The sequence below is a fragment of the Arsukibacterium indicum genome (assembly GCF_019100565.1).
In the GTDB taxonomy this organism is placed as follows: domain Bacteria; phylum Pseudomonadota; class Gammaproteobacteria; order Enterobacterales; family Alteromonadaceae; genus Alishewanella; species Alishewanella indicum.
Window position 1 is genome coordinate 150,467 of the sequence record NZ_JAHRID010000009.1, and the last position, 24,052, is coordinate 174,518.

18 protein-coding genes are annotated in these 24,052 nt (G+C 49.1%); 8 read left to right on the plus strand and 10 right to left on the minus strand.

Annotated elements, in window-relative coordinates:
- Nucleotides 1-154: 154 nt before the first annotated feature.
- Together KQY15_RS16935 and KQY15_RS16940 are read right to left on the minus strand one after the other, a co-directional pair.
- A complete protein-coding gene (locus KQY15_RS16935) occupies nt 155-1,945 on the minus strand; it encodes an ABC transporter permease subunit (RefSeq protein ID WP_217671092.1) in 1,791 nt (596 codons plus the stop codon).
- Nucleotides 1,945-2,913 (minus strand): PstS family phosphate ABC transporter substrate-binding protein, encoded by a 969-nt coding sequence (locus tag KQY15_RS16940; RefSeq protein ID WP_217671093.1) that lies wholly within the window; start codon nt 2,911-2,913, stop codon nt 1,945-1,947. The genes KQY15_RS16935 and KQY15_RS16940 overlap by 1 nt, the downstream gene beginning before the upstream one ends.
- Nucleotides 2,914-3,134: 221 nt before the next feature.
- Between KQY15_RS16940 and KQY15_RS16945 the strand changes: the two genes are divergently transcribed.
- From KQY15_RS16945 to KQY15_RS16955, 3 genes are all read left to right on the plus strand, one after another.
- Nucleotides 3,135-3,635: a glycine cleavage system transcriptional repressor gene (locus tag KQY15_RS16945; protein WP_217671094.1), complete on the plus strand. Its 501-nt coding sequence runs from the start codon at nt 3,135-3,137 to the stop codon at nt 3,633-3,635.
- A 148-nt stretch (nt 3,636-3,783) separates the two neighbouring features.
- On the plus strand, nt 3,784-5,919 hold the full coding sequence (ppk1, locus tag KQY15_RS16950; RefSeq protein WP_217671095.1) for a polyphosphate kinase 1: 2,136 nt from the start codon (nt 3,784-3,786) through the stop codon (nt 5,917-5,919).
- Nucleotides 5,916-7,448, plus strand: a complete 1,533-nt coding sequence (locus tag KQY15_RS16955) for a Ppx/GppA phosphatase family protein (RefSeq protein ID WP_217671096.1) — start codon at nt 5,916-5,918, stop codon at nt 7,446-7,448. The genes ppk1 and KQY15_RS16955 overlap by 4 nt, the downstream gene beginning before the upstream one ends.
- 43 nt (nt 7,449-7,491) lie before the next feature.
- Here KQY15_RS16955 and KQY15_RS16960 read toward each other — a convergent pair whose 3' ends face one another.
- Both KQY15_RS16960 and KQY15_RS16965 read right to left on the minus strand, forming a co-directional pair.
- Nucleotides 7,492-8,388, minus strand: coding sequence for a patatin-like phospholipase family protein (locus tag KQY15_RS16960; protein WP_217671097.1), 897 nt, complete (start codon nt 8,386-8,388; stop codon nt 7,492-7,494).
- A 69-nt stretch (nt 8,389-8,457) separates the two neighbouring features.
- Nucleotides 8,458-9,219, minus strand: coding sequence for an MBL fold metallo-hydrolase (locus KQY15_RS16965; protein WP_217671098.1), 762 nt, complete (start codon nt 9,217-9,219; stop codon nt 8,458-8,460).
- Nucleotides 9,220-9,350: 131 nt separating this feature from the next.
- On the opposite strand from KQY15_RS16965, the gene KQY15_RS16970 reads away from it, so the two are divergent.
- From KQY15_RS16970 to KQY15_RS16980, 3 genes are all read left to right on the plus strand, one after another.
- Complete coding sequence (locus tag KQY15_RS16970; protein WP_217671099.1) at nt 9,351-10,679, plus strand: amidohydrolase; 1,329 nt, start codon at nt 9,351-9,353, stop codon at nt 10,677-10,679.
- Nucleotides 10,680-10,681: 2 nt separating this feature from the next.
- Nucleotides 10,682-11,290: a DNA-3-methyladenine glycosylase I gene (locus KQY15_RS16975; RefSeq protein WP_217671100.1), complete on the plus strand. Its 609-nt coding sequence runs from the start codon at nt 10,682-10,684 to the stop codon at nt 11,288-11,290.
- 230 nt (nt 11,291-11,520) lie between these two features.
- Nucleotides 11,521-12,300, plus strand: a complete 780-nt coding sequence (locus KQY15_RS16980) for a substrate-binding periplasmic protein (protein WP_217671101.1) — start codon at nt 11,521-11,523, stop codon at nt 12,298-12,300.
- 31 nt (nt 12,301-12,331) lie between these two features.
- Here the strand turns inward: KQY15_RS16980 and phoR are convergent, their stop codons facing one another.
- Together phoR and phoB are read right to left on the minus strand one after the other, a co-directional pair.
- The gene (gene phoR, locus KQY15_RS16985) at nt 12,332-13,675 is read right to left on the minus strand and encodes a phosphate regulon sensor histidine kinase PhoR (RefSeq protein WP_217671102.1); all 1,344 of its coding nucleotides are present in this window, start codon (nt 13,673-13,675) and stop codon (nt 12,332-12,334) included.
- 5 nt (nt 13,676-13,680) lie between these two features.
- A complete protein-coding gene (gene phoB / locus KQY15_RS16990; protein WP_217671103.1) occupies nt 13,681-14,367 on the minus strand; it encodes a phosphate regulon transcriptional regulator PhoB in 687 nt (228 codons plus the stop codon).
- Between the two features lie 368 nt (nt 14,368-14,735).
- Between phoB and KQY15_RS16995 the strand changes: the two genes are divergently transcribed.
- Both KQY15_RS16995 and KQY15_RS17000 read left to right on the plus strand, forming a co-directional pair.
- A complete protein-coding gene (locus KQY15_RS16995) occupies nt 14,736-17,423 on the plus strand; it encodes a beta-helix domain-containing protein (protein ID WP_217671104.1) in 2,688 nt (895 codons plus the stop codon).
- Nucleotides 17,424-17,525: 102 nt separating this feature from the next.
- Complete coding sequence (locus tag KQY15_RS17000; RefSeq protein WP_217671105.1) at nt 17,526-20,186, plus strand: TonB-dependent receptor domain-containing protein; 2,661 nt, start codon at nt 17,526-17,528, stop codon at nt 20,184-20,186.
- 49 nt (nt 20,187-20,235) lie between these two features.
- Here the strand turns inward: KQY15_RS17000 and KQY15_RS17005 are convergent, their stop codons facing one another.
- From KQY15_RS17005 to KQY15_RS17020, 4 genes are all read right to left on the minus strand, one after another.
- On the minus strand, nt 20,236-20,943 hold the full coding sequence (locus KQY15_RS17005; RefSeq protein WP_254795788.1) for an OmpW/AlkL family protein: 708 nt from the start codon (nt 20,941-20,943) through the stop codon (nt 20,236-20,238).
- A gap of 56 nt (nt 20,944-20,999) precedes the next feature.
- Entirely contained in the window at nt 21,000-21,560 is a 561-nt protein-coding gene (locus tag KQY15_RS17010) for a metal-independent carbonic anhydrase family protein (RefSeq protein WP_217671106.1), read from the minus strand.
- A gap of 118 nt (nt 21,561-21,678) precedes the next feature.
- Nucleotides 21,679-22,368, minus strand: a complete 690-nt coding sequence (locus KQY15_RS17015) for a response regulator transcription factor (RefSeq protein ID WP_217671107.1) — start codon at nt 22,366-22,368, stop codon at nt 21,679-21,681.
- Nucleotides 22,365-23,957, minus strand: coding sequence for a sensor histidine kinase (locus tag KQY15_RS17020; protein ID WP_217671108.1), 1,593 nt, complete (start codon nt 23,955-23,957; stop codon nt 22,365-22,367). The genes KQY15_RS17015 and KQY15_RS17020 overlap by 4 nt, the downstream gene beginning before the upstream one ends.
- Between the last annotated feature and the right edge of the window lie 95 nt (nt 23,958-24,052).

Consider the following 24,052-nt stretch of genomic DNA (forward strand, 5'->3'; position numbering starts at 1 on the left):
GTATGGCCGGTCAGTTCCGAGGGCCAGAAAACACCGATACTCTGCACCACAATAAAAGCCAACAGACCAAAAACAAGCAGCAAGCTCATGGCAACAGCGCCGGCATTCAACCAAATCCAGGGCGCCCCCTGGCGAAACCAGTTTCTGAGCATGACTACAACCTCTGGTACTTTTTACGCAGCCGCTGCCGGATAACTTCGGCGGCGGTGTTGGCAACGAAGGTTAATAGCAGCAGAATTAGCGCTGCAACAAATAGCACTCTGAAATGGCTGCTGCCCACAGTTGCTTCCGGCAATTCAATAACCAGGGTCGCCGTTAAACTGCGAAGCCCTTCGAACAGATTAAAATTGGTTATCGGGCTATTACCGGTTGCCATTAACACGATCATGGTTTCACCTATTGCCCGGCCAAACCCTATCAGGGTGGCGGCAATCAGCCCGGGTAATGCTACCGGCAAGCTGATCCTGAGTACCGTCTGCCACTGAGTAGCGCCAAGCGCTAACGCGCCGCGGGTCAACTGTGGGGGAACCTGGTACAGCACATCATCTGCAATGCTGAAAATGCCCGGCACAACAGCAAACCCCATGGCAATACCGATAATTAAGGCATTGCGTTGCTCATAATAAATGCCCAGCTCATCGAGATACTGTCGCACTCCGCCCTCGAACAGACTATTGTCTAGCAGGTTTGCCACCCAAAAAACCATCAGACTTATCAGGCTCAGCCACACCATGAGTAACAAAACTTCCCAGCCGTCACTACAACGTTGCCTGAAACCAGGGGGCAAGCTGGGCCATATCGCTGCAAGCAGCAACACACTGAGTGGCATCATGACTATCCAAAGTACTAACGCCAGCAGTTGGCTCTCTATTACCGGCGCCAACCAGACTGCGGCTATAAAACCAAGAATTACCGTTGGAAATGCCGCCATCAGCTCAATAAGGCCTTTAATACGCCGGCGCGGCCCGGCAGGCAGAAAACAAGCGGTATAAATGGCCGCCATAATGGCCAGCGGTGCCGCGAACAGCATGGCATACAAGGCCGCTTTCAAGGTACCGGTTGTCAGCGGCACTAACGAAAATTTAGGCTGATAAGCATCTGCCGCCGACGATGTTTGCCAGACGTAGTCGGGGCCGGCGAAGCCCTCATACCAAACGCTGTGCCATAAGGTTTGCCAATGCACCTCCGGGTGGGGATTATCCATAACAAAGGTATGGCGGCTCGTATCACTGTAGACATTAAGCTGCTGGTTGTCAGCAGAGAAAGCTAGCGCCTTAACGTCGGTAATACCGCTGGCTGTTTGCCACAACGGTTTAGCCATAGCGGAATAATACAACGTCAGCTGGCCATCAGCAGCCAGCGTAGCAAAGCCGCGGCGGTTATGTTCCGGTGCAATGTGCAGAATTGCCGAAGATTGTGCCGGTAACTCCCGCACCAGTCGCAGATGGGCCAATGCACTGTTGTCAGCTAATAAAAACCACTGCTGCAAGCGACCACTTTGATACCCTGCCAGCACGGACTGATCAGCAGTCAGCCAGCGTAAACTGGTCAGAGTGTCACGCGTTTCAGTTAGCTGCCACTGCTGTAAACAGCTGTCATCGTCGTTTTTGGCAAACAGACACGCAGCACCGTCTGCGGTTGCCAGCAAGCTATACTTTCCGTTACCGGTAACGGCGCTGAATGCCGGCACACTGGGCCACGGCGTCTTGCCGTTGGATATTTCTGCCGGCTCTGACTGATAAACCGCCGAAACCGGTGGCAATGCAGTGCCGGTAATATTCCGGAATAATGGAATCACTTCGCTGAACAGGTAGATAAACAGCGCTGCCAGCATAACAACCACACTGATGCCGGATAAACCAATCACACCATGCAGCAGCCGGTTATACCAGCGCCGGCGCCGCTGCAGTTTATATGGGCTGTGCTTAGCAGCAGGCAATGACATTATTCCAGTTGCTCAGGTAAAGCGGCTAAACCAAGGACCTGCCGCCAGTTGCTGACAATCTCTGCCGGCAAAGGCAGAAAACCATCCTGCAGAACCAGCTGCTGCCCGGTTACTGACAATACCAGATCAAAAAATGCCAGCTCATCAGCAGTTAACGGTTGGCCGGGTGGCTTATTAACATAGATATAAAGTTGCCTGGCCAACGGGTAGTCGCCGCTGAGGGCATTTGCTGCCGTCGGTGCAACCGCCTGACCGTCAGCGGTTATGATTGGCAGCACTTTAACATTGTGTGTTGCGTAACCAATACCTGAGTAACCAATACCCGCCACCGACTGACTGATAGCCCTTAGCATCGCAGACGAGCCAGCCAGCTGATTGGTACGCGCTTTTAAATCGCCATTACACAACACATGCTGTTTAAAATAGCCATAGGTTCCCGAGACAGAGTTACGGCTGTACATACTGATAAAACGCTGTTGCCAGTGGCCTGCCAGCCCAAGCTGTCCCCAACGCTGTATATCCGCTGCCCCACCACAGCGCCGGTTTACTGAGAATATCGCGTCCAGTTGCTGCAAACTGATCTGGGTTAGTGGATTGTCGGGGTGAACATAAACTGCAAGTAAATCAATGGCGACGGGCACAGCCGTTGGCAGATAACCAAAGCGCTCAGCAAATTGCTGCAACTCTGCCTGGCGCATCGCTCTGCTCATCGGCCCAAGTTGAGCAGTGCCTTCTATCAGTGCCACCGGGGCTGTAGACGAACCTATGCTCTGGATCTGAAAATTGACCGTCGGGTTGCGGCGGCGATACTCTTCGCCCCAAAGTTGCATTAGCTGCTGCAGGGTATCTGAGCCGACACTGGTTAAGGTACTGTCAGATTTAGCGGCAACCGGCGTCACGGCACCACCGCTGATACCTGCTAGCAGGATCAGCCCTGGCAAAACTCTTCGCCATCTGATTAGCCACATCTTTTTTTACCTGTACCCGATAATCTTGCTGACACTATCTTATAACAGCATGACGTGACAAAACAGCAAACCAAAAATAATTTGTTAAGTAGCGTTTTAAAATCAGAAAGTTGTGTCTACACTCTTGGGTCTGAACTTTAAAAAAATTTTTGACGCATATTGCGCATAACCAGCCGTGTGCAGCGCGGTTCAACCTATAGTGATAGTAAGGGAATATCCATATGAAGCAGTTAGTCCTTACCGTTATTGGTAAAGATAAAGCAGGGTTAGTAGAGCAGTTAGCCAGGGTAATAAATGACCATAATGGTAACTGGATGGCCAGCAACTTAAGTCACCTGGCCGGGTATTTTGCCGGTATAGTGCAAATAGAAGTGGCAGAGCCTGATCTGGGTAATTTAGTCACGGCACTTAGCAACGTTAGCGATTTAGATATTAAAGTTCAGCAAGGTGAACACAGCGAACTGAATAAACAACAGCAGTTGCGCTTTGTTATCACTGGTAACGACCGGCCAGGCATTGTCCGTGAGCTGTCATCAGTTATTAAGCACAAAGGCACTAATATTATTCAGTTTTCCAGTAATAAACAAAGCGCCCCGAATTGGGGGGTGCCGCTATTTCATGCTGAAGCAACTGTGCAACTGCCAGCAGGTTTAAGCCGCGATGAAGTCATTAAGGCGCTGGAAGCTATTGCTGCCGATATTGTGGTTGATGTAGAAACCTGAGTGGACTGAACGCTCACTTATCTGACGAAACAACCACGCTTTTAATAACTGAGCCTTTCACCCGGCTGTTTGCGGGGTGAAAGGCTTCATCATTTTGTCACAAAAATGCCATAGTGTGCTTTGCAGGCAGTTAGCAGGAGCAATCAGAATGGATCAGCCGGCATCACCACAAACCAACGTCGGGGCACACCCTGAATACCCGTTATTTCCACGCGAGCTCAGTTGGCTGGCTTTTAATGGCCGGGTACTACAGGAAGCAGCTGACACCCGTAATCCGCCTATTGAGCGGCTGCGTTTTTTAGGCATTTATTCAAATAACCTGGATGAGTTTTTCCGGGTACGGGTTGCCGACGTTAAACGGCGGATCTTGCTGAAAAAATACCAGACCTGGGAGCATGAAGATGCCGAAACCCTGTTGCAGCAAATTCAGCAACAGGTTAAGGAGCTGGGCAAACAGTTTAATAAAATCTACCTGGATATTCAGCTGGAGCTGCGCAAGCACAATATCGAGTTAATTGATGACAGTAAGCTGACCGAAGCTCAGTCTGCCTGGGTTAAGAACTTTTTCCGCAGCGAAGTGAAACGGCATATTTCGCCAATTATTTTGTCAAGTACCGACAGCTCGCTGAGCAAAATCCTGGAAGATAATACGACCTACCTGATGGTGGAGATGACCGGCAGCGGTAAACCCGACTATGCCATTATTGAAGTTCCGACCGCTGAAGTATCGCGTTTTATCGAGTTGCCATTACATTTAAATACCCGTAAGAAAAATGGCCATTACCGGCGTCAGATATTATTGCTCGATGACATTATTAATCATTGTGCCGGCGATTTATTTAATGGCTTTTTTCAGTTTGAAACTATTTGCACTTTTTCACTAAAGCTTACCCGGGACGCTGAATATAATATCAGTGATACCCTGGACCAGAGCCTGATTGATAAAATGTCTAAAGGTATCCGGCAAAGGTTAAAATCAGAACCCACCCGGCTGGTTTATGATGCAGCCATGCCAGAGCAAATGCTGAAAGTACTGACTAAGCAGCTGGGCACCAGCTCTACCGACGCCCTGATTGCCGGCAGTCGGTATCGTAACTTTAAGGACTTTATTGGTTTTCCGAATCTGGGCCATCAAAGTATGGAATTCCCACCAATGGAGCCGTTGCCCAGCCCGGATTTTGAGCATTACCCCACCAGTTTCGATGCGATCCGCGCGACTGATATTATGCTGTATTATCCTTATCATAATTTCAGCTACTTCACTGAGTGGGTGCGGCAGGCATCGTTCGATCCCAAAGTCAGCCATATTAAAATGACCATGTACCGGGTGGCCAAGCACTCGCGGGTTATTCATTCCTTACTGGATGCGGTTCGCAACGGTAAAAAAGTTACAGTAGTAGTCGAATTAAAGGCCCGGTTTGATGAGGAAAATAACATTAACTGGGCCAGACGGATGACCGATGCAGGTATTGAAGTGATATTCGGCCAGACCACATTAAAGATCCATTCTAAACTGTGCCTGATTACCCGTCAGGAAAAAGGCAAAGCCGTTCGTTACGGCCATATTGGCACCGGCAACTTTAATGAGAAAACCGCTCGTATTTATACCGATATGAGTTTATTTACCTGCCACAGTGAAATTACCGCTGAAATTGATCAGGTATTCGAGTTTATTCAATACTCGTACCGGCCATTTAACTTCCAGCATTTGATCGTTTCGCCTACCTGGAGCCGGCCACGGTTACTCAGTTTAATTCAACGCGAAATCGATTTTGCGACCAGTGGCCGCAAAGCCGAAATTTTTCTGAAAGTAAATAATCTGGTTGATGAAGAAATAGTACAACTGCTTTATAAAGCCAGCCAGGCCGGCGTAAAAATCCGGATGATCATCCGCGGCATGTGCTCATTGCTGCCCGGATTACCGGGTAAAAGCCAGAATATTAAGGTCATCAGCGTACTTGACCGCTATCTGGAGCACGCCCGGGTTTATTTGTTTCACAATGGTGGTGATACCGCGCTGTATATTTCTTCGGCCGACTGGATGACCCGCAATATTGATCAGCGGGTAGAAGTAGGGGTACCGGTTTACGACAACCGGATTAAGCAGCAGATTATCAGCACCCTCGATATCCAGTGGCGGGATAACGTTAAGGCGCGTATTATTGACGGTAAACATTCTAATGCTTATGTTAAGCGCGGCAACAAACGCAATCTGCGTTCCCAGCAGGAAATATATCATTTCCTGGCGCGCCAGCAGGCGGTACAGGTTGACCCAGACAATTGACTGAATCAGAACAGACAGCAGCATCAAACGCCGACTATATGGCAGCCGTAGATCTCGGCTCAAATAGTTTTCATATGGTTATAGCCCGGGTGAATGATGGCTCTCTGCAGCTGTTGCACCGGGAAAAGCAAAAAGTCCAGTTGGCTGAAGGCCTGAATGATGAGTTAGTGCTCAGCGAGGAAGCAATTGAGCGCGGCCTGCAGGTACTGGCACAGTTTGCAGATACCCTGCAGCCTTTTGCCCCGAATGCGGTGCGGGTGATAGCCACATACACCCTGCGCAGGGCCCGCAACGCTGCCACGTTTTTACGCCGGGCCAAAGTGGTGTTTCCTTTCCCGATAGAAGTTATCTCCGGCCAGGAAGAAGCCCGCTTTATTTATCAGGGTGTTGCCCACTTTGAACACTTCAGTGCAAAGCGGCTGGTGATAGATATTGGCGGGGGCAGCACCGAGTTCGCTATTGGTGAAGGCTTACAACCATTAAGACTAAGCAGCCGCAATATGGGCTGTGTCAGTTACGGCCAGAGCCATTTTGCCCAGGGCAAAATTAGTCCGCGGCGTTTTGAACGTGCCATTTTGCAGGCTGAACAGGAGCTGGAACCCATAGTCAGCAGCTTTCGCACTGCCGGCTGGCAACAGGCTGTCGGCACCTCAGGTACCGTTAAAACCATTAAAGATGTAATAAGTGGCCTTGGCTGGAACAGCAGCAGTATGCGCTTAAACGACCTGACGGCCTTAAAAAATCATTTACTGCAGTATCAGCATGCAACTGAGCTGACATTGAGCGGTTTAACAGATGATCGCAAGCTGTTACTCTGTCCCGGTCTGGCCATTTTAATCGGTGCTTTTAATATGCTGCAAATAGATGAGCTGGTTTATGTCGATGCCGCGCTACGCGAAGGTGTGCTGTATGAAATGAGCGACCGGCTGCAGCATCACGATATCCGTGAGCATACCATCAGCAGCATGATGCGCCGCTATTCAGTTGACGAAGCCCAGACTCTACGGGTACAACACACAGCCCAGTCACTATTTAATCAGGTGCAGGATGCCTGGCTGCTAACAGACGATGATGGTCTGTTGCTGAGTTTTGCCTGCCGGGTTTATGAAATTGGCCTGCATATCAATTCTTCTGGTATTCAGAAGCATTCTGCCTATATTTTGCAAAACGCTAACCTGCCAGGCTTTAACCAGGAACAGCAACAATTACTGTCGTGCCTGGTCCGCTTTCACCGTCGTAAAATCCGGGCTGACGAGATTCCTATTTTTAGTTTATATCAGCTACCACAGGTTATAAATTTGCTGGTATTGTTACGGCTGTCAGTATTACTTAATCAAAAAAGGCGTGATGACTTTGTGCCAGAAATTACCGCCAGCGCCAGTGCTCAGCAACTGCAATTGGGATTGCCGCCAGAGTGGCTGATGCAGCAAAGTGTACTGGCTGCTGATTTACAGCTGGAGCAAAAAGCCCTGAAGAAAATTGCTTTCAGGCTGGATTGTCCCGGGTTGACTGAGACAGCGGCATTTTAATAAAGCTGGAATTTGCAAGCATCGATGAGCCACTGGGGCGGTACTATAGCGTTTTGGCAGGGCTCTCCAAGCAGGCATCCGCACCGGGATCCCAGCTGCCGGCCACATGCTGCAAACCACTTAACCGGCCGGCCTGATACCCTGCCTCCAACTGCTGCGGGTTTTGACAAAAGCGACCAACCGAAAAATTTGCCGGCGGTGCTACCACCCTTACCCGGCAATCTGCTGGTGGGCTGGCAATAAATTCCAGCGCCTGATTGTAGCGGGCTGTTCTGGTTAACACCGCACTGAACATTTGTGGATACTGTTTAAAAAACGGTTTCATTAAAACTGGCATGGGGCTGGCCCGTTTGCGATAGCCACTGGGCTGCGACAACACCACAGTAATATCCCTCGCCCCCATGGCATAAGCTTTTAACACCGGAATGGCATCGGCCAGGCCGCCATCCGTCATCTGTTCACCGTCAATCCGTGGAAAATCGCGATACATCAGCGGAATGGCGCATGATGCCGGAAACAGCTGATGCATGTTGTCTGCCGTCACCTCAAAATAGCGGGCCTGACCGGTGATAACGCTGGTAGTTACCGCATAAAGCGGTACCTGCTGTTGCAGATAGTGCTCCACGTTGAGCGGCACCTCATCAAAGGAGGCGTGCCATAACCAGCTGACATCACAAAAATGGCCACCTTTGAGGTAACGGCGCCAGTTTAAAAAATCAGTACGGCGGGCATGATCCAGCAGAATTTGCCGGCTACGGCCATGATCTCCGGCTAAATAGCCAATCAAATTAGTGGAACCGGCAGAAACGCCAATCGCAAACTGAAACGGCTGATACTGCTGCTCAATAAAAGCATCCAGCACACCAGCTGCAAAAATGCCACGCATGGCGCCACCTTCAACCACCAAAGCAGCTTTGTTCGCGTGGCTCAGCTTATTCATCGCACCTCCTGTTGACAATAACCAGCCTAACATAGCTCTGTTGCCGGTTACAGCGATGTAAGACGCCAGTCAATGTTGGCGCGTTTGCCTGCCCAGAGTATGCAAAATGCGGTTACGGGTTGAATGCCAGTGGTTTTTTGGCAAAGTGGGAGCCTGAGACAGTATGTCGTCAAAATCGATAGTGTCTGCAACACGGGCTGGCAGGTGAGCAAAATACAATTTAGCGGGCTTCAGCGACGCAACCCGCTGCAGTGACTGTTTATACTGGTTGGGGTGACACACCGGGTATGGCGGTACCAGCCGCTTTTTCACCGAAACAATTAAGTCGGCAATATACAACTGCCTGCTCGGTTGATGCAGCACAGATACATCATGATCGGTATGGCCAGGGGTGTAAATAATCTGCCAATCCGGAAAGCCCGGTAATCGCTGGCCGTCTTCGAGCAACAAATCAGGTTTTAATATCGGGTTGTACCAGATATGCCGTTTCGGCTTACCTAATCGCTTGGCCACCCACCAGGTCAGGCTAACATCAATAAGATGGGCGCAGCGCCCCATAAAACCACCATACCAGTATTGTGCCTTGGGATGACAGGCAATATTGGCGCCGGTCAGGCGCCGGAGCTTATGCGCACCACCGGCATGATCCGGATGCATATGCGTCACCAGCACCAGTTTCAGGTCGCTTAGCGGCCGGTTCAGCTGTTGCTGAATAAAGCGACACACTGCAGTCACGTCAGCCCGGCTACAACCATCAAGCAGCAGCAGACCACCCTGATCAGCTATCAGGTAAATGTGCTGAATATAACCCCTGATAATATGCAACTGCATCCGTATACGTCTACCGCCTTATAATCAACTGGTCCGACATTACCTAAGCCGGCGGCAATTTTCCAGCGGCAATTGCCATTTTTATCCGCCAGGCTTATGGTAGTACTATAACTATCCGCCACGGAGCGACTATGCGCTGGTCTTTACTCAGTTTATCGTTACTGCCATTTTTATACACCCCCATCAGTCTGGCCGCAGACCAGCCTGCCTCCGCTAAACATCAGCTGAGCAGGCACATTGAGCAAGTAATGCCAAAAGTAATTGCCTGGCGGCGTGATATTCACCAGCATCCTGAGCTGTCAAACCGCGAAGTACGCACGGCGGCAAAGGTAGCGGCGCATTTAGAGAAACTGGGCCTTGAAGTACGCACTGGCATTGCCCACACCGGAGTGGTCGGTATTTTAAAAGGGGCAAAGCCAGGTCCGGTGGTGGCGCTGCGGGCCGATATGGATGCATTGCCGGTAACCGAGCAAACCGGCTTGCCGTTTGCGTCTGAGGTAATCAGCGAATTTAACGGTCAGCAGACCGGGGTAATGCATGCCTGTGGTCATGATGCCCATGTTGCCATGCTAATGGGTGCCGCCGAAGTGCTGAGCAAACAACAAGCCGATATTGCCGGCACTATTATGTTTATCTTTCAGCCGGCCGAGGAAGGCCCGCCAGCGGGTGAAGAAGGCGGCGCTAAGATGATGCTGGCCGAGGGGTTGTTTGCTAACCCTACCCCCACGGCAATTTTTGGCTTGCATGTCTGGCCGGGCGAACCGGGCCAGCTGCAGGTTAAAACCGAAGGCATAATGGCCGCCGCCGACAGCTTTCAGATAACCGTCAAAGGCAAACAGGTGCACGGCTCCAGCCCGTGGCGAGGTATCGATCCGATAAATGTCACAGGTCAGCTTATCAACGCTATTAACCTGATCCCGGCGCGGCAAATAGATGTCACCAAAGCGCCGGCGGTGGTGTCGTTCGGCCAGGTACACGGCGGTATTCGCTGGAATATTATTCCGGATGATGTGAAATTAGAAGGTACTATCCGAACCTTTGATAGCGAGATGCGCGAAGACCTCATCGCCCGGATGGCGCACACCAGCAAGCATATTGCCAAAGCCAGTGGCGCCGAAGCTGATTTTCACGTGCACAATTTCGCCGCCGTTACCTGGAATGACCCGGCTCTGACAGACTGGGCGATGCCAAGCCTGCAGTGGGCAGCTGGCGATAACGGCGTGGCATCAATAAAACCGATTACCGGCGCCGAAGATTTCTCGTTTTATCAGCAACAAATTCCCGGGGTGTTTTTCTTTTTAGGTATATCGCCTGCTAACACCCCGCTAAGTGAAGTGCCGCCAAACCATTCGCCGATGTTTGATGTCAACGAAGACGCACTGATAACAGGCGTAAGGGCACTAACCGGCCTCGCGCTGGATTACCTGGCTTCACCGCCGCAACATGTAGCTGCGGAGTAAAAATGAGCACAGAACTAAAAAGCAATGAGCCATGCCGTTGCAGCTGGGTTGACTTAAGCAAACCCGATTATGTCACCTATCATGATACCGAATGGGGCGTACCGGTACATGACGATAATAAACTATTTGAATTCCTGACTCTGGAAGCAGCACAGGCTGGTCTTAGCTGGTATACGGTGCTAAAAAAGCGCGACAATTACCGGGCTGCTTTTGCCAACTTTGACCCGGTGCAGGTGGCAGCCTTCGATGATGCTAGAGCCGCTGAACTACTGCAAAACCCAGGCATTATCCGCAACCGGTTAAAGATTGCGGCTGCTATTAATAATGCCGCACGCTTTTTAGAGGTGCAGGCCGAGTTTGGTAGCTTCAGTAACTACCAATGGCAATTTGTCGGCGGCAAGCCACAGCAAAACAGTATCGCCAGCCCGGCAGATTTTCGGGCCACCAGCCCGGAATCGGACGCCTTTAGCAAAGATTTAAAAAAACGCGGTTTTAAGTTTGTCGGTTCAACCATTATTTATGCTCATATGCAGGCCTGCGGTATGGTAAACGACCATCATCAAGATTGCTTTCGTAATGCAGAGCTAATCAATCTCTTAACACGGGCCTGACACAGCAAAAGATGAAGTTATTCAGAGCTGGCCAGTTAAGTTCACTTACCAGCAGCTATGATATTCCTTACTCAGATAGTTTTTTTATTATCTTAGGTGGTCCGCAAGCCCACTCACGCGATCTGGCACGCTTTGCACTATTTTATTTGAATGTAATACTTAGGCTAAATGTAACTTTTTGTTACCACCACCGGCGGTAAATAGCCCGCCGATATAACGAGTTTGGTGTTATGAAAATCTGTACTGTGCTGCTACTATTGTTATGGTCCTGGTTCAGCCAGGCCAACACTGTGTTTTCGGTGTGCTACGAAGGTTCTGGCATGGCGCCATTTATCAGTGCCGGTAGCGATGACAGCCAACCGGAAGGGTTTCTGGTTGAAATGTTAAATGCGGCGGCAGCACCACTTGCCATTCGCCTGCAATACCAACAGGCGCCATGGCTAAGGTGCCAGAAAATGGTACAAAATAACCAGGTTAATGCCACCTTAGCAATGATTTGGTCACCTGAACGGGCATTGCAGTACCGTTTTCCCGATCAGCAAAGCGGAACAGAGCAGTCACAGCGTTATTTATGGCGGGCAGAATACCCGGTATTTCACTCAAAAGATAAAGGTTTTACCCTGGCTCAGTATCAACCAAAGTTTGGTATCAGCGCACCATTAGGTTATATCGTCGAAGACTGGCTGCAGCATCAAGGTTGGCTTAGTCCCTACAAATTTAAGCAGGACGAAGGCTTTAAAATGGTCGCAGGCGGCAAACTGGACGGGTATAGTGTTGAACGAATGATTGGTAGCTATCATTTGCAACGGCTCGGCCTTACCGACAAGATTGACGTCAGCGACGACAATTTACTGGTTAAAAACTGGCATATCGTATTCAACCCTGACTCCTATGCACAGAATACCCAGCTAATCGAGCAGTTTTGGTTTAACCTTATCGCCGCCAGGAAAAATCTGGAGGCGAATTATCCTTACCCGCAAACCACATCACAGCACACATCACAGCAGTAGTGCAGCGACTGGCCGCCAAACATCAATAATACTATTTTACTTTAAATTTAGCTTTTTTAAGTGGCGCGGTTTTATTATTGCCCAGCACCAGTTCGGCGGGTATGGTAAATGAGAAACTGCTGCCACGACCAGGCTCGCTAAAAATCATTAACTGGCTGTTATGGCGGGATAAAACGTGCTTAACAATGGCTAAACCCAGGCCGGTACCACCAGTATTACGCGCCCGCGCCTGATCCACCCGGTAAAACCGCTCGGTTAAACGTTTAACATGATGTGGCGCTATGCCCTCGCCGGTATCATTTACTGCAAATACCGCCCGTTGATGCTGGCGCTGCCAGCTGACGGCGATCTCGCCTCCCGCCGGAGTGTATTTAATCGCATTGGTTACCAGGTTAGAGAACGCGCTACGCAGCTCTTCAGTCACGCCGGTAACTTTTAAGTCTTCTTCAATATGAAAAATGATAGTATGCTGTTTTTCCCGGTTAAGCGCCTGCGCTTCCTGCTCCAGCGAAGCCAGCATAGCCGGTACATCCACTTCATCATCAAACTGGACCCGGGCCGAGGCTTCAATCCGCGACAAGGTCAATAATTGCTGCACTAAACCATCCATCCGCCGGGTTTGCTCCAGCATCACCGTATGGGCTTTTTGCCACATGGCCGGATCAGGCAAACGCTCCGCATCGATCACCTCCAGGTATCCCTGCAGCACGGTTAGCGGTGTACGCAACTCATGTGAGACATTTGCGACGAAATCTTTGCGAATTTGCTCCAGCTGTTTTAACTGGGTAATGTCACGGATAATCAGCAGGTACTGTTCACTGCCATAAGGCATCATCTTGCATTCCAATACCAGGCTATTGTTGCCGCTGGCACTGATCTCCAGCGGCTGCTGAAACTGCTTCTGCTTTAAAAAACTTTGAAATTCCGGGTTTCGAACTAAATTATCAATCCGCTGGCCTTCGTCACTGGGCCAGCGCAGCCCCACCAGCATCTGAGCCAGCTTGTTACACCAGACAATAGTCCAGTCGCTGGTCAGTACCACTACTGCTTCGGGTAACGCCTCGGCACCATCACGGAAACGCCTTACAAGATTACGCAGTTCTTTGCGCTTTCTGCGCTCCCGCCTCTGCTGGTAATAAATGCCGTCGAAAATTTGTTGCCAGAAGCCTTTGCCTTCCGGCGGGGTAAGCTTTCTGTCATGCCACAACCACTTGGTAATTAAAAACAGGTGTTTATAGTTTGACGCCAGCAAGTAAAAACTGAGCAATAACATAAACAGCATGCTCTGGCCAAATGGCCAGCCCAGTAGCCCCGCCAGGGCGAAAAAAAGGAAGACTTTGCTGAAAATCTTCCCTTTAGAAAGCTGTGGCCGCATAAAACCTACTTAGCAGAAAAGCGATAGCCTGAGCCCCGCACAGTTTGCACCAGCTTATCATGCCCTGCCACAGAAATCGCTTTGCGTAAGCGACGAATATGCACATCGACTGTTCGATCTTCCACGTAAACATTAGTGCCCCAGACATGGTCCAGCAACTGCTCGCGGCTGTAAACCCGTTCCTGGTGGGTCATAAAAAAATGCAGTAACCGAAACTCAGTTGGCCCCATATCCAATGGCTGCTGTTCTGCCATGACCCGGTGTGCTACCGGGTCGAGTTTGAGCCCCTGCACTTCAATAATCTCATCCAGGCTGGTTGGCGAAACCCGGCGAATAACTGCTTTAATCCGGGCCATCAGCTCCTTCGGTGAAAACGGCTTGGTGACATAATCATCAGCCCCCACTTCCAGGCCGCGTACTTTGTCTTCTTCCTCACCGCGGGCAGTGATCATGATTATCGGAATATTTCGGGTCAGATCGTGTTGCTTCATTTTCTTAGCAAACTGAATACCGCTGCCTCCCGGGATCATCCAGTCCAGCAGCACCAAATCCGGATAAGGTTCAATCAGTTGGTTCACCGCGCTTGGGAAGTCCTCGGCCGTTATAGCCTGATAACCATTTTGTTCCAGTACAAAGCACAACATATCGCGGATCGGGGCTTCATCTTCCACCACCAGGATCTTTCTTGCCATAGGGTTCACCACATTCTGTTAGCCGGCGTTACTACCGGACGGTTCTAACTGTCTCTGTTACCTAGTATTACTGCAGTTTATGACATTTTTATGAAAACACGAGGTTAATCTTGGTTCGCCACAAAACCCGCACCAACCAGAACAACTTAGTAACAATCATCACAATATTTAAACCTCACGCTTGCGGTAGTTGCATGACAGTAAAATGAATTTTTTTTGACAGTTCTGGCACCAGACCAAAGCCCGGTGGCACTTGCCCACACTGTAACTTAGGCGTCGCATTACTGTAATAAAAGCGTCATTCGTCTGCTGTAGGGTGCCTGCAACTTGATTGGCAACACCTACAACAACTCAACGGAGAGATGGTAATGGCTTTACGCAAACTGTTAAAACTAAGCGCAATCGCGTCTGCATTAATATTGGCCGGCTGCGGTGGCGACTTGGTAGTTAATGCTGGTGGCAATAACAACGGTGGCGGCAATGGCGGCGGCGGTGGTACTCCTCCACCGGTGACTTCTGATTGCCCGGCATTTGCAACTGAAGGCGACAGCCTGGCCGGCGTTGACCTGCCAGTATGTGAAATCAGCGGCACCATTACCAGCGACACCCGCCTGAGCAATGATATTGCCTGGTCATTAAGCGGTAAAGTAACGGTAGGTAACGACAACGCTGACAGCGCTACCCTGACCATTGAGCCAGGTACATTTGTGTTTGGTAAAAGTGGCGCCGACTATCTGGTCATTGCCCGGGGTTCAAAAATCCAGGCTGTCGGTACCGTCGACGCACCTATCATTATGACGTCAGTAAATGACATGCTTGGCTTGTCAGATAATGAATCTTCAGCAGAATGGGGTGGCTTAGTATTACTGGGCAACGCACCAAGCAACAAATGTGACCAGGCTGCACTTGCCAGCTGCGAAATTCAGGCAGAAGGTGAAGCCGGCCCCTACGGCGGTGCTGATCCGGAAGATGACAGCGGCGCTCTTAAGTACGTGCAGGTGCGCTATGCCGGTTTTGAAGTTATCCCGGACAACGAATTAAACGGTATCACTTTTGCCGGCGTTGGTCGCGGAACTGAAGTTGAGTATATTCAGGTACATAACAATTTAGATGACGGCGTGGAATTCTTTGGCGGTACGGTAGACGCCAAATACGTGGTACTGACAGGCAACCGTGACGATTCGCTGGACTGGGCAGATGGCTGGACTGGCCGGATGCAGCACGTGTTAGTGCGTCATAACCCTAATAATACTAAAGCAAACCGTGGTATTGAAGCCGACAACCAGTCAGGTAACTTTACCGCTGAACCGGTATCCAAGCCGCGGATTGCTAACATGACCATCATTGGCAATAACTTCGATGGTGAGGATGATTCAGAAGGCGTATTACTGCGCGCCGGTACTGCCGGCGAGTTGTACAACTTTATTGTCACCGGCCCGGCAGGTATGGGTGAGTGCTTTGAAATAAACTCTGCTGAATCGGTAACTAACGCCGGTAATGGCGAAATTATCTTCCGCAATTCTATTCTAGACTGTGCAGAGCCAACCAAAAACTCTACAGATGACGCGGGTAACGTCACGCTGGATGCCAATGCCTGGTTCCGCGCTCAGCCGGGCAACATTATTGGTGATGCCTTACTGGGCGGCTATATCCCTGCGCCGAATTCTCCTGCGCTTGGCAATGGTTATAACGTAGCTAACAACGTTGACAGCTGGTTTGACAATGTCGATTACATTGGTGCCTTTGATGGTGAAAACGACTGGACGGTAGGCTGGACGGTTGGCCTTCACCCGGAAGATGATTTAGCTGCCTGCCCTGCTGGCACCAGTGAAGTTAACAGCTTATCAGGCCGCTTAAACTGCCAGTTAACTGGTGACATAACAGCTAACGTGACCCTGGCTGCGGGTGCTGATTATGTGTTAAGTGGCCGGGTGCGGATTGGGGTTGATAAAACCACCTCCGCCACCCTGACCGTTGAGCCAGGTGTGCGCATTTACGGAAAATCAGGTGCTGACTTCCTGGTGGTTACCCGCGGCTCAAAAATTGAGGCCAATGGTACCGCTGCCAACCCTATCGTCATGACCTCAGTGCAGGACATTATCGGTTCGCCAACCGCAGCTGGTCAGTGGGGTGGTTTAGTACTACTGGGCAACGCGCCAAGCAACAAATGTAACCAGGCGGATTTAGCCAGCTGTGAAATTCAGGCAGAGGGTGAAGCCGGCCCATACGGTGGTGCAGACGCAGACGATAACAGCGGTACTTTAAATTATGTAGTGGTTAAACATGCCGGTTTTGAAGTTATCCCGGATAACGAATTAAACGGTATCACCTTTGCCGGCGTGGGCTCAGGTACTCAGTGCTCAAACATTCAGGTACACCAGAATGTGGATGACGGTATCGAAATGTTCGGCGGCAGCGTCAGCTGTAAAAACGTGGTGTTAACCGCTAACGGTGATGACTCAGTAGACTGGGCAGATGGCTGGAACGGTAAACTGCAATTCGTGCTGGTTAAACATGCTGCCGATGGTGCCAAAGCTAACCGTGGTATTGAAGCAGATAACCAGTCTGGTAATTTCACCGCCACGCCGGTATCAAACCCAACCATCGCCAACATGACCATTATTGGTAACAGCTTTGACGGTGACGATGACTCAGAAGGCGTATTACTGCGCGCCGGCACCAATGCTCAGCTGGCTAACTTCGTTATCACCGGCCCTGAGACCATGGGCGAATGTCTGGAATTTGATTCAGACGAAACCAAAGCGCTGGCAGCGGCCGGTTCATTAACCATGACCCACTCTGTCATTGCCTGTGCCGAACCATTCAAAGGCGACCTGGGTAACGGTACTACCACTGAACAGTGGTTCCTGGGCCAGGAAGGCAATAGTGTGGCAGCGAACCAGGCTGCGGTTTTAGACGGTATCTTTACCATTGACGCCACCGCACCAAAAGATATGTCTGCGCTTGATAGTTTCTTTGAAGCAGTGGACTTTGTCGGTGCTGTTGAAGCGGGTAATGACTGGACTGCTGGCTGGACAGTTGGCTTAGACGACTAAGCAAATCGGCACTGCCGGGGCAACCCGGCAGTGCCTTTTCTTATTCAGACTATCGATACACCAAGACTAGTAACCGTTTTAAGCTGATAGGACAACGTTCAGATGAGCAGCATTCAAAAATTTAGTTTCAGCCGTGTTGGCCGCAGTGTACTACTGGCCTTAGGCACGACCACTGCGATGATGTCGTTAAATACCATTGCACAAGAAACGCCAGAACCCACTCAAGCCGGGCAGGAAGAAGTAGAACGCATTGCTGTATCCGGCCGCCTGATGAGCTCTGCTGCCTCTGCTGCTGCAGAACGTCGAGAGCAAGCCTATGTAGCAGAAGTACTCGGTATGGAACAAATCTCCCGGGCCGGTGACAGCAATGCTGCAGCCGCCCTGCGCCGGGTTACCGGCTTAACCCTGGTAAAAGATAAGTTTATTTATGTTCGCGGTTTAGGTGAACGTTATTCCAGTACCTTACTAAATGGTGCCATGGTGCCAAGCCCGGACCCTACCCGTAATGTTATTCCGCTGGACATGTTTCCGGCCGGTATTATCGAAAGTTTAGTAGTACAAAAAGCCTACTCACCAGAGCTGCCGGCGGCCTTTGGTGGTGGTAATGTTAATATTCGCACCACTGCAATTCCACTGCAAACCAGTTTTAATGTCTCAGTGGGTACCGGCTATAACAGCCTGAACAGCGATGATGGTTTTGAGTATGCCGGTGGGGGTGATGACTGGCGCGGTAAAGACGATGGCCAGCGCAGCATTTCTGCCGAGCTTGCCAGCGCCCAGCAACAATATGGCATTCTTACCCCAATTAATATTGCCGAAGCCTTAGGCGGTATCAACGCCGGCAATCTGGCACAGGCTGAAACAATAGTGCGCGAGCTGGGTACTGCGTTTAACCGCGATATTGATATCAGCCGCACTACAGTTAAACCAGATTTCGACGCCAGTGCCTCGTTTGGCACCCGCTTCGACCTGACCAAAAATGTGGTTTTCGGGGTAATGACCGGCCTTAGCTACGACAGATCCACTCAGAATATTGAAGAGCGTGAACGCTACTATTCAGTATCGGGCGATAACCTGGTACCGCTGAATCGTTACGATGATATCAAAGGCACTGAACATCAGGTAAAACTGTCAGGCATGCTGAACTTTGGTTTAGAGCTGGGGGTGGATCACCGGCTGGAAACCTCGACCATTTACCTGAGCGACACCAAAGATGAAATAAAAATTAAAAACGGCGACAGTATCGAAACCATTAACGAGACTAACCGTTCTAATACCGATACCAGCATTTTATATGAAGAGCGCACCAAGCTGAGCAATCAGTTGCGTGGTAAGCATAACTTTCCGTTCTTAATGGACCTGGCAGTAGACTGGCAATATACCGACGCTAAAGCACGGCGCAATGCACCGGGTGAAGTGGAGTATCGTTACCTGAATGAGACTCAGGATGATGGTTCGGTGTTCTCGTTTTTACGCCGCAACCAGAATGCCGTAAACTACAGTTTCAGTGATATGAAAGATAACACTGAAAACCTCAGCTGGAATGCGACATTACCACTGACCCTGGGCAAAGCCGAAATAACCTTCAGCGGTGGCTACAGTTACTTTGAGCGCAGCCGGAATGCCCAGACCGATCGTTTTAACTTTGATACCGTGGGTTTCAGCCTGGAGCAACTGTCGGGTAGCTTCTCGGAAATTTTCTCTGATAGTAATATTTTAAACCCGGCTAATCGCTTTAAAATTTCCAACGTTACCACTCAGGCCGATGACTATCTGGCAGCGCAGATGATTGATGCCGGCTACGGCGCACTGGAAATTAACTACGACTACTTGCTACGGTTAAACATTGGTGTGCGATACGAAGATTTTAAACAAATCTCGTTACCCTTGGGTGCTGATGGCAACGTCAGCGGCAATGTCACTGATTCAGTATTACTGGAAGACGGTTTTTACCCGGCGCTGTCATTAACCTGGTTTGTTAATGACGATTTACAAGCCCGCTTTGGCTACAGTAAAACGGTAGTACGGCCAGACTTACGGGAAGTGACCCCGGTATTATACGTTGACCCGTTAACCGACTTTAAAGTAACCGGTTTTGCCGGCCTGAAAAGCACCGACATTGGCAGTTTTGATGCCCGCTTAGAATGGTACTACGATACCAGTAATTACAGCTTTGGCTTGTTTTACAAAGATCTGGAAAACCCGATAGAGGCTATCGAACTGTCTGGTTCCGATGGTAACTTGCTGATGTCATTCCGTAATGCCCAAAGCGGCAAGGTGTATGGTGCGGAAGCTGAATTTTTACAGCAACTGGATATGTTCAGCGGCGAGTTCGGTAAATTTGCCAATAACTTCTTTTTAGCCGGCAACCTGACAGTCAGTGAGTCTGAAATCAGCATTCAACCCTTCCCGGGCGCCGATTTAACCAACCTGACCCGGGGTTTAAGCGGCCACTCTAAGTATGTTGCTAACCTGCAACTGGGTTTTGACTCTGACGACAACAAGCATAATGCCACCCTTACCTATAACGTATTTGGTAAGCGGATTGCCTTTGCTGGTGTTAACGACAAAGATGATGCCTTTGAGCAGCCGTTTAATTCACTGGATTTCACTTACGGTTATACGCCGCTGGAAAATATGACGGTAAAACTTGGTCTGAAAAACTTATTGGATGAAGACGTAGAAATTCTGCAACAGGGTGAAATTCTGCAGCAACGGACTGAAGGACAGAGCTATAGTTTAAGCTTTTCTTACAGATATTAGCAATGCAAACGGCAAAGGCCACCGTATGATTACGGTGGCCTTTTTTAGTTTAAAAATAATATTTAACGCCTAACATACTGACCAAAGGGTCTATCTGAACGTTAACTTTCTGTATTGCTGTATTATTTAATCTCACTTCAGCATCCGTTTCGATATCAATCATGCTAAACATAAGATGCACGCCCCACTGCTGGTTTATCCGCCAGTCGAAGCCAGCCTGATAAGCTAACCCAAAGCTGGCGTCTAAATTCAGTGATAAAGTGTCTTGTGTATTTGCAACACCAAGGTCAGTCAGCGCCTGTCGCAGTTCATCGGAAACTGACTCCTGGAAAAAATGCGTGTAATTGATGCCAACACCAATAAAGGGCATAAAATCAGTCGTTGAAGTTAGCGGATAGAAACGGGCAAATATGGTAGGCGGTAAGTGTTTTGTATCGCCAATTGCCAGGCCATCTATTGCTGAACCGGCAACACGAATATTATGCGAAAAAGGTGTCGCAGCCACCACGCTGGCCGACCAGTACCGATTAAAGGAGTAATCAACAGTAATACCAAGCTGAGTGTTGTCATTTACCGTAACTGAGGTAGACCCCGAGGGCAATGCCGCCACCTGCTCAACCACGTTAAGGTTACTGCTACTGGCATCGGGAGCCACAGTAATAGGCCCAACATTTACAGACCACTGCGCCTGAGCGTTAAACGCAGAAAAGCTAATAACAGCGAAAGCAATCAAGGTTTTCTTGTTTTCAATCATCATTAATTCTCAGGAAAAATTAAAAAAAACCCCTTTTCAAACGAAAAGGGGTAGACAGGTCAGTTTGCCGCGTAAGGCAATGACGAGTGATGGAGAACTATACGAAGCTTACCTTCGGCGTCTTTCTTAAAGCCCCAGGTTTTATCGACAGTAGTGGTATTGCCAGCTTTGTCGGTAACATGAACATGGCCCATAGTTAACGCCAGGTCGCCGTTTAAATAAACGCCTGCGTTTTCATATTCATATTTTTTCCAGCCTTTCAAGGCAAAGCCGCCATCCTGAGCGAAGTTTTTGTCACCGGCAACAAAATAAGACAAGGCGCCATCATAGGTAGTTCGAAAGGTTTGCTCGCCGTTTGCCAGCGTTGGTTTAAATAATACGGCGCCCATATTGTAACCATAAGCAGCATCCAGCACTTGTTTTGCTAAAGCTTTGGCAGCCGCAGCGCCTTTTTGCTCGTGCGTGTTACTGATATTTATCAGCGCCTCGCCCCAAGCTTGCTGAGCTGCTTTTACTTCTGCAAGCGTAATACTGTTATTTACAACTTTTTCAGCAAATGCAGCAGATGAAAACAATACTGCGGCGGCACATAACGTTACTTTATTTAGAGCTAGTTTCATAAACACCTCACTTCATTAATCAGCAAGGTAATGATGACTTATTCAGGTAAAATTAATCCTGACGGAAAGATTAACTGTAGCGGCTAATTAAGATGAACAGAACATGACAATTAAACCCTTAAGAAGCCGGCAAAGCGTCCGCTGATAAGCTATAGCCTATACCGCGAAACGTTTGAATATATTTAGCATTGAAATCATCATCAATTTTCCTGCGCAGCCTTCTGACGTAAACATCCACTACGTTGGTCAAAGGGTCAGTATTCATTCCCCACACGTTGGCAAGAATGCGCTCGCGGCTGAATACCTTTCCAGGCTGAGATAATAAAAACTCCAGTACTTGCAGCTCTTTGGCAGTAAGTTTAATAACTTTTCCTGCCCGTCTGACTTGCAATGAAGATTTGTCGTACTCAAGCTCACCGAAATTAATAATATTGTCAACATGCGACGATAAATCCCTTTTCGACAATACTTGAATTCTTGCTAATAACTCTTCAAATGCGAATGGTTTACCCAAGTAATCATCAGCGCCGCTATTTAACCCCAGCACTCTGTCCTGCACCTCATTAAGGGCTGATAAAATAAGAATTTTTGCCAGCACTCCTTTGGCACGCATAAGAGTACAGAGCGCGATACCATCAACATTGGGTAACATTCTGTCAAGAATAATGACCGCAGGCTGCACTTGCAAAACCAGGTCTACGGCATCCTTGCCATCAGCACAGGTTTGTACCAGAAACCCTTCGCTTCTTAATCCGCGCTCAAGAAAGCTGGAGACACGAACGTCATCTTCAATTATCACAATGCTCATGATGGTGCAGCCTCCACACGGATTTTGACAGTCATTGTAGTTCCTTGATTTAAATTACTTTTAACTTGAATTCTTCCCTGATGCTGTTCTATCAGATATTTAGCCAGCGATAATCCAATACCAAGACCATCGGGACGAAGCTTACGGGCATTATCCGCACGGTAATAACGATCAAAAACATTATTTAATTCATAGTCTGCTATTCCAATGCCATAATCGGTGATGCTGAATTCAAACTGATTATCTGTAATGCATACCACCATATCTAACGCTGAGTTAGCCGGCGAGTAACGCACCGCGTTGTCGAACAGAATCTGCCACACCTGTAGTAACTTACCAGTATCGGCCTGGATTCTGTGCTCAGACATTTCTATTGTATCGTCAAAATGCAGGCGTAATTCCCGTCCCTGTACTTTTGCTTCTCGGCGGGCCCGCCCAACCAGCTCAGTTGCCAGCTCAATCAATGGAACCATTTTTACATCGAGCAATGTCATGCTGTTTTCGCCGCGGATCAGCATCAGCAGATCATCAATCCGGCCTGACAACGCGGCACTGGCATCCAGAATACGTTTTAATGTTTCTTTGTATTCGTCAGCTGATTTTTCTTTACCTCTCAATCCTATTTCTGCCTCGCCACGAATCGCCGTGGCCGGTGTCCGTAATTCATGACTGACATCTGCAAAAAACTGCTTCTGCTGGGCTTCTGCCTGTTTTAACTGTTCCAGCGCATGCTTAAGCTGCGCTGTACGCGACGAGACTTCCTGTTCAATTTCCAGCGTGTGACGAAGCTCTGCTTGTCTGGCCTCTTCAAGAGCCGCGGACATGGTGTTAAAACTGGTCGCGACGTTTCTGAATTCTCTATCATCCAGTTCGGCTATTCTGTGGGTAAAATTACCAGTCGCGACGGCTGATGTACCCTCCAATAATCGAGTTATTGGTAAATAAAGCGCCTTTAGTAAAAGCAACGCCAATAGTACCGCTGTTAAGCTGCCAAAGACGGCCAATGACATGACTATGGTTCTGACTTTCGACAGTGCATTTACAGCAGCAGCCTCTGCCTTTGCGGCCCGTTGCCGTTGCAGTTCGATAGCCTCTGCTATCAGGCTTTTTAAATCCAGGCCCTCCAGTTTGTCAAAGGTCTGGATCAGCAATCGCCAAATTTCTGCCTCGCTAAGGGTAATGGTTTCTTTCTCAAGCAAGCTTCGCTTCAATGCAAAAATATTCGTTTCAAGAATCGACAACGCTCTGACCTGGCGATTGACTTCATGATGATCCTGTTCATCGTCAGATAACTGTTGATCATTTACCAACAAAGCTTGCAAATTGCTAAGACTGAGCTCCATCTGTGCCAGCAGTTTGTCACGTTCTGCCAGTGGCGCATCGTTGGTCAGTAAATATTGCGCCAGCCACACTTTCAATCGCTGCTTATCTGCTCCCAAAGCAATAAATTCAGCCAGCATCTGGTTAGATACTCTGCCGCGTTCCACATGGTAGGCTGCAATACCAGAGCTCCAGAATGCGGCTACTGCCTGGACAATACAAAACATAACCAACAAACCAAAAGATATTAATAAACGGTTTCGGTACATCGTTTTTTCACCAAGGATTAAATGCTAGCCATTTATGCCTGATATATACGTCAGTCTTCAGGTTACAGATGAAAAAAAACCCGGCTTACCGGGTT

Bases quoted from the DNA above. Each gene is read 5' to 3' on its own strand.
- KQY15_RS17010 (WP_217671106.1), bottom strand. From the start codon at position 21,560: ATGAAACTAGCTCTAAATAAAGTAACGTTATGTGCCGCCGCAGTATTG.
- KQY15_RS16970 (WP_217671099.1), top strand. From the start codon at position 9,351: ATGCGCTGGTCTTTACTCAGTTTATCGTTACTGCCATTTTTATACACC.
- KQY15_RS16945 (WP_217671094.1), top strand. From the start codon at position 3,135: ATGAAGCAGTTAGTCCTTACCGTTATTGGTAAAGATAAAGCAGGGTTA.
- KQY15_RS16940 (WP_217671093.1), bottom strand. From the start codon at position 2,913: ATGTGGCTAATCAGATGGCGAAGAGTTTTGCCAGGGCTGATCCTGCTA.
- phoR (WP_217671102.1), bottom strand. From the start codon at position 13,675: ATGCGGCCACAGCTTTCTAAAGGGAAGATTTTCAGCAAAGTCTTCCTT.
- KQY15_RS17015 (WP_217671107.1), bottom strand. From the start codon at position 22,368: ATGAGCATTGTGATAATTGAAGATGACGTTCGTGTCTCCAGCTTTCTT.
- KQY15_RS17020 (WP_217671108.1), bottom strand. From the start codon at position 23,957: ATGTACCGAAACCGTTTATTAATATCTTTTGGTTTGTTGGTTATGTTT.
- KQY15_RS16995 (WP_217671104.1), top strand. From the start codon at position 14,736: ATGGCTTTACGCAAACTGTTAAAACTAAGCGCAATCGCGTCTGCATTA.
- KQY15_RS16960 (WP_217671097.1), bottom strand. From the start codon at position 8,388: ATGAATAAGCTGAGCCACGCGAACAAAGCTGCTTTGGTGGTTGAAGGT.
- KQY15_RS16965 (WP_217671098.1), bottom strand. From the start codon at position 9,219: ATGCAGTTGCATATTATCAGGGGTTATATTCAGCACATTTACCTGATA.
- KQY15_RS17000 (WP_217671105.1), top strand. From the start codon at position 17,526: ATGAGCAGCATTCAAAAATTTAGTTTCAGCCGTGTTGGCCGCAGTGTA.
- phoB (WP_217671103.1), bottom strand. From the start codon at position 14,367: ATGGCAAGAAAGATCCTGGTGGTGGAAGATGAAGCCCCGATCCGCGAT.
- KQY15_RS16975 (WP_217671100.1), top strand. From the start codon at position 10,682: ATGAGCACAGAACTAAAAAGCAATGAGCCATGCCGTTGCAGCTGGGTT.
- ppk1 (WP_217671095.1), top strand. From the start codon at position 3,784: ATGGATCAGCCGGCATCACCACAAACCAACGTCGGGGCACACCCTGAA.
- KQY15_RS17005 (WP_254795788.1), bottom strand. From the start codon at position 20,943: ATGATGATTGAAAACAAGAAAACCTTGATTGCTTTCGCTGTTATTAGC.
- KQY15_RS16980 (WP_217671101.1), top strand. From the start codon at position 11,521: ATGAAAATCTGTACTGTGCTGCTACTATTGTTATGGTCCTGGTTCAGC.
- KQY15_RS16935 (WP_217671092.1), bottom strand. From the start codon at position 1,945: ATGTCATTGCCTGCTGCTAAGCACAGCCCATATAAACTGCAGCGGCGC.